The organism is Porphyromonas sp. CAG:1061, assembly GCF_000435035.1.
Classification (GTDB): domain Bacteria; phylum Bacteroidota; class Bacteroidia; order Bacteroidales; family Porphyromonadaceae; genus Porphyromonas_A; species Porphyromonas_A somerae.
On sequence record NZ_HF988918.1, the window covers coordinates 12423 to 18267 of the forward strand.

5 protein-coding genes are annotated in these 5845 nt (G+C 42.5%); all 5 read left to right on the plus strand.

The features are described from left to right. Positions 1 to 2796, plus strand: a 2796-nt coding sequence (locus tag QVO39_RS05255) for a S41 family peptidase (protein ID WP_288171801.1), incomplete at its 5' end; no start/stop codon positions are given. A 226-nt stretch (positions 2797 to 3022) separates the two neighbouring features. Further along, positions 3023 to 3895: a sigma-70 family RNA polymerase sigma factor gene (locus QVO39_RS05260; protein WP_018028080.1), complete on the plus strand. Its 873-nt coding sequence runs from the start codon at positions 3023 to 3025 to the stop codon at positions 3893 to 3895. Positions 3896 to 4016: 121 nt separating this feature from the next. Next, complete coding sequence (locus QVO39_RS05265; protein WP_288171802.1) at positions 4017 to 4721, plus strand: hypothetical protein; 705 nt, start codon at positions 4017 to 4019, stop codon at positions 4719 to 4721. 99 nt (positions 4722 to 4820) lie between these two features. Beyond that, positions 4821 to 5456 carry a hypothetical protein gene (locus QVO39_RS05270; RefSeq protein WP_070707498.1) on the plus strand — a complete coding sequence of 212 codons (636 nt, stop codon included), beginning with the start codon at positions 4821 to 4823 and terminating at the stop codon, positions 5454 to 5456. Continuing rightward, the coding region (locus QVO39_RS05275; protein ID WP_288171803.1) for an RsmE family RNA methyltransferase at positions 5446 to 5845 on the plus strand (400 nt) is incomplete at its 3' end. The genes QVO39_RS05270 and QVO39_RS05275, both read left to right, overlap by 11 nt.

Consider the following 5845-nt stretch of genomic DNA (forward strand, 5'->3'; position numbering starts at 1 on the left):
CGCCTAAATGAGGTGTACAAGGTGCCGGTGGAGGGCGGTCGCTCTATTATGGTGATGGCTACCCCTGTAAGTATGGGTGCTATTAGTGCCGATGGGCGCCAGTTGATTTATGAGGATATCAAAGGGTTTGAAAATGTATGGCGTAAGCACCACACCTCTTCGGTGACAAGGGATATCGTTCTATACGACTTCAAGAGCAAGCAATATAAGCCTCTTGCAACTTGGATGGGTGAGGATCGTAACCCTGTATTTGCTCCTAAGGGGGATAGCTTTTATTTCTTGAGTGAACGTGAAGGGACCTTTAATGTGTTTAAGCAGCCTTTGAATAGCAGTAATGACAATAGTGCAGTAGCTTTGACCCATTTCAAGAATCATCCAGTGCGTTTCCTCTCTGTAGGTGGAGATGGAACGCTTTGCTTCGGTTATGACGGCCGCATTTATACAATGAAGGAGGGTAGTCAACCTCAAAAGGTGGCTATCCAGATAATGAGCGACGTGGACGAGGAGGAGATCACAAAAACCACCTTTATGCGTGGTATTACTTCGGCTTCGGTTTCGCCTGATGGCAAAATGCTTGCTTACGTTATTCGTGGTGAGGTATTTGTAACGAGTGCCGACTACTCAACTACTAAGCGGATTACTGATACTCCAGAAATGGAGAGAAGTGTCTCTTTCGGTAGCGACAATAGAAGTGTAGTTTATGAGTCGCAACGAGGGGGTAAAAGTGATCTTTATATCGCTAAGATGGCTCGTAAAGAGGATCCTAATTTTGCCAATGCTACTCTTGTAAATGAGGAGCTTTTGATCCCTGGTGAAAAGTCTGAAAAGATGCATCCTACTTTTTCGCCTGATGGTAAATATGTGGCTTATGTTAAGGATCGCAAGACGTTGGCGGTCTATGATGTGGAGAAGAAGAGCTCGAGAGTGGTATATGATGGTAGATATACGGCCGATAAAACTGGTGGAATCAACTATACTTGGTCGCCAGATGGTCGTTGGATAGCTATGGAGCTCTCTGATAATCATCACGAGCCTTTCTGTGATATTATTCTATTGAATGTGGCTACAGGTGAATTGACAAATATCACGCAGAGTGGGTATTTTGATATGAACCCTCGATTTGTGATGGGTGGAAATGCGATTATCTATGCTTCGGAACAATATGGTATGCGTAACCACGCTAGTTGGGGTTCGATGAATGATGTGATGATCGTATTCTTGAACCGTGCTGCTTATGATAAGTACAAACTCAATGAGGAGGATTATGAGCTTCTACTTGACGAGGAGAAGAAGGCCGAAAAGGATGCAGATAAGGATGAGACTAAGGACAAGGAGAGTAAGAGTGATGAAATCCTAGTGGAGCTTGAGAATATCCAAGATCGTATCGTGAGACTGACCCCTACTTCTAGCGACTTAGGTGACGCCTATATCACTAAAGATGGCAAAAAACTCTACTATATGGCTGCTTTTGAGGGTGGATATGACCTATGGGTAAAGGATCTGCGAAAAGGTGATACCAAACTTCTGAAGAAGCTTGATGGCTCTTATGTCTCTTTTGAACCTGATGCAAAGGAGGAGAATCTCTTCTTTATCAGCACTGGAGGGGTACAAAAGATGTCTTTGAGTAGCGAGAAGTTGGAGTTTGTCTCTATCAGAGCAGAGATGAATCTCAACGCTAAGGCGGAAAGAGAATTTATGTTTGACTTCGTTAAGAAAGAGGAGGCAGAGCGATTCTACGTTAAGAATATGCACGGTGTAGATTGGGAGTTTATGACGGATGAATACCGTAAGTTCTTGCCACACATCAATAATAACTATGACTTCTCTGAGATGCTATCAGAGCTACTGGGTGAGCTAAATGTTTCACACACTGGTAGTGGTTATGGTAAATTTAGCTCTGCCGAAAGGGTAGCTGAGACTGGGCTATTCTTTGATCTTACTCGAGCTACTGATGAGGGGCTACTCATTGAGGAAGTAGTAGCTGGTGGTCCATTTGATACGCACAAGAGTGAGGTGCGTGCAGGAGACTATCTAGCTAAGATTGATGGTGTGGAGATTGGTGCCAATGTAGACTTCTTCCCTCTTCTTGCTGGTAAGAGTGGTAAGAATGTACTCTTTACTTTCTACTCTCCAAAGAGTGGACAGACCTATGAGGAGGTGGTAAAGCCTATCTCTAGTGGACGCCTTAATGGCCTTCTATATGAGCGTTGGATCAAGCAGCGTGCAGAGGAGGTGAAGCGTCTGTCGGGTGGTAAGCTGGGTTATGTGCATATCGCCTCTATGGACGATGAAAGCTTTAGGCGAGTTTACTCCGATGCTATGGGTAAGTATTACCAGACTGATGGCCTTGTAGTAGATATCCGCTACAATGGTGGTGGAAGGCTACACGAGGATTTGGAGGTGTTCCTGTCGGGCACTAAGTACCTAACTCAAGAGATTCAAGGTGAGTACTATTGCGATATGCCAAGTAAGAGGTGGACTAAGCCTTCGGTTATGGTGATGTGTGAGGCTGACTACTCAAATGCTCACGGATCGCCATGGGTATATAAGCATATGGGAATAGGTAAACTTGTGGGAATGCCTGTGCCTGGAACGATGACCAGTGTGAATTGGGTAACGCTATTGGATCCATCACTCTACTTTGGAATTCCAGCTGTGGGCTACAAGACTTCCGAAGGCTATTATCTAGAGAATTTTGAATTGCAGCCTGATGTAAAGGTGAACCTGGACTTCAAGAAGGTCCTAGATGGAAAAGATACTCAGATTGAAGCTGCTGTAAAGGAACTACTCAAGTAACTAAACTAATTAATGAGATATAAAAGGTGTTACCTTGATGAGTTGATAGGTAACACCTTTTATATCATTATTCTGAAGCGAACAAAATGGCGGTAGGTCTTGTTATTCAATTGATGATATGGACAATTTGTCCTTGGCACGCATCTTGTACTGTATCATAGTTATATTGAGTATCTGTGAATAAATAGGTAAATTTGCACACTTTTTTGAATATATAGGAGTACGTATGAGACAATTAAAGATTGAGAAGTCGATCACGAGTAGGGACGACGCAGTGATGAATCGCTATATGAAGGAGGTTGCTAAGGAGGAGATGATTACCCCTGAGCAGGAGGCTGAATTAGCGATGCAAATACAGCGGAATGACGAAAATTCGGAAGCTGCTGTGGATAAACTGGTGCGTGCCAATCTCCGATTTGTGATTAGTGTGGCAAAGCAATATCAGGATTTGGGCCTACCTCTTATTGACCTTATCAATGAGGGTAATCTCGGTATGATACGTGCAGCTCAAGGTTTTGATGGCTCACGTGGTTTTAAGTTCATTACCTATGCAGTTTGGTGGATACGACAGAGTATTCTAAAGGCTTTGGGAGACCAAGGGCGTATTGTTCGCCTTCCACAGAATCAAGTAGGAAATGTGACGAAGCTGAAAGCTGCAAGAGATAGATTTGAGCAACTTCATCAGAGACTTCCCTCGCCAGAAGAATTGGCAGATGAGCTCGATATGGAGGTGGATAAGGTGATTGATATTATCCAAATCGATAAGGGTGAAGTTTCTGTTGATAAAACTTTTGATGACGGCGAGTCTAATACCCTTTTAGATGTCTTGCAAGATGAAGATGCTAGAGATGTTGATGGCGGGCTTATTGATGAGAGTTTGGTTAATGAGATTCGCTCGGCTATGCAGTGTCTTTCTGAGAGGGAGCAATATGTTTTGATCCATACATACGGCTTAGGTGGTGAGCAGGAAATGAGTCTCGATGAGATCGGATCTGCAGTAGGATTGAGCCGTGAAAGAGTAAGGCAGATACGTGAAAAGGCAATACGCCAATTACGTAAGAATGCTGATGAAACGCAACTGAGAAGCTATCTTGGATAGTAGAAGCTTTGCATTAGTCGTGATTAATGGGTCTCGAGATTGGTACACCAAATTCGAGACCTCATTAGTAGAAGTGAAGATAAATATAAGTGATTTGACCTAGTAGGTCTAGCTATCAATAATGAAGGAAATGGGAGTTGAATTACCAGAAAATCATGAAGAAGGAATTGAGATGGTTGCTCTCACTCTTCGTGGGATAGGAAGTGCTACACAATCCCCTGATGTGATGGTGGCACTCTTATCTCCTATTGATTCGGATAAATATAAATTGCCAAATGGTAATGAAATGATTTATCCTGTTGCCATTTCTTCTGAATTGAGTCCTATTTTTTTCTCTAAGATAAATAGCCTCTATTCTAGCAATGTAGATCTCCCTAATCTGACTTATTACTTTGAGCTGATTTCTGATACCAAGTTGACGGCACTCCATATATACGAGGGGAGATACTCCATAAAGTCCGATCTTTATTATGTGGGTGAGGATGGTACTCGTGGTAGCTTTAAGACTTCTATGCCTAATGGTTTGATGACTGCGCTGGAGCAGCGGTTGGATATCTTAATAGACTATAAGCTTCTCAGTAAAGCGGCTAGTTATTTTGATGTGAAACAAAAGGACTCTCTTTTACCTTCAGATGTTTCTCCATTGCAGTCCTACTACAATGAGCTTAAGTCGCAAATTTCTAATGGTGTAAAACCTGACGACCCTCTTGTGTTGCATCTTATTAAGATGCTTGCTTCTATGAGTGATGAGCTTATTCAGAATCTACTTGAGGTGGCAGTAGACTCTGAAAACTATGAATGGATTTCTGTACTTAAAAACAGCTAAATCGTGATTGATAGAGATTGGAAAGAGGTATTTAAACGTGAGGAATGTTTGGAGACATCGTCCCTCACCCGCGTTCATTTTCGTAATGTCCAAGGGTATATGGTCAATGGGCAAATGGTAGGAATAGACTTGGTGTTTTGTCCTAATAATAACGAAGATGATCGCCGATTGAGTATCTCTATTCCACCTTCATTGGTGGGCTCCTACAAACTATTGCTACAAGCAAGGATGCTTAAACTCGACCTTCGAATAGATGCGTTGGATGAGTACCAATCTGCTACAGGAATATTCTTACATAAAGTGATCATTCGAGCTGGTGAAGGAGGGGAGAGAGAAGGGTGGTTTTATACCCTTTCTGATATGGGCGAAGTTAGTTACTGCAGAGTACCTATATACCTAGCGGTGATGCATGCAGTATTACATCAATTGCCTGTAATGGCAGAGGATGCTCTCTTGGAAAAAGACTCACCTGTGGTATCTCTAGATGATATCCAAAAACAACTTAGCCATAGTGCTCCTATTCAACTAAGTAAGTCGGCCGTCTTACAGCTAATGATTGATCAAGAGGAGGCTAATCATGAGTTTTTATCGAGACTAACAGATGAGGAATTGAAGTCCTCCCTTTCAATACAAGAGTTAAAGGAGATCAAGGAGAAGGTGGTAGAGATGGAGAAGTATGAGTGGGCAAAGAGATTTGCTGAAATAATTGAGCAAAAAGAAGGCGATGAAAAGTAATATTGGTGATCTACCCTATTTTTATGCTCCAGATATCAGTAGCTCTTTAGAGTTACCACAAGATGAAGCAAAGCATGCCTTTAGGGTTCTACGTCTTGAGGTGGGGGAAAATGTATTGATTACTGATGGCCTGGGAAACTTATATAGTGCCAAAATATCCAATAATTCACTTAAAGGCCAAAATGTAACCGACCTGGTGCTTGTAGAGACTACACCTCCAATGTGCCCAAAGCTAGAGGTAGCTATTGCACCCACAAAAAATATAGATCGAATAGAGTGGGCTCTTGAAAAGCTCACAGAGATAGGAATAACTCGCTTTTCGCTGGTGGTTACGGAGCATACCATTCGAAGACGCGTCAATATGGAGCGTCTAGAGCGAATAATGGTTG

What these genes read in the sequence shown, in the direction of transcription:
- QVO39_RS05260 (WP_018028080.1), top strand. Translation starts at nt 3,023, where the DNA reads ATGAGACAATTAAAGATTGAGAAGTCGATCACGAGTAGGGACGACGCA.
- QVO39_RS05265 (WP_288171802.1), top strand. Translation starts at nt 4,017, where the DNA reads ATGAAGGAAATGGGAGTTGAATTACCAGAAAATCATGAAGAAGGAATT.
- QVO39_RS05270 (WP_070707498.1), top strand. Translation starts at nt 4,821, where the DNA reads ATGGTCAATGGGCAAATGGTAGGAATAGACTTGGTGTTTTGTCCTAAT.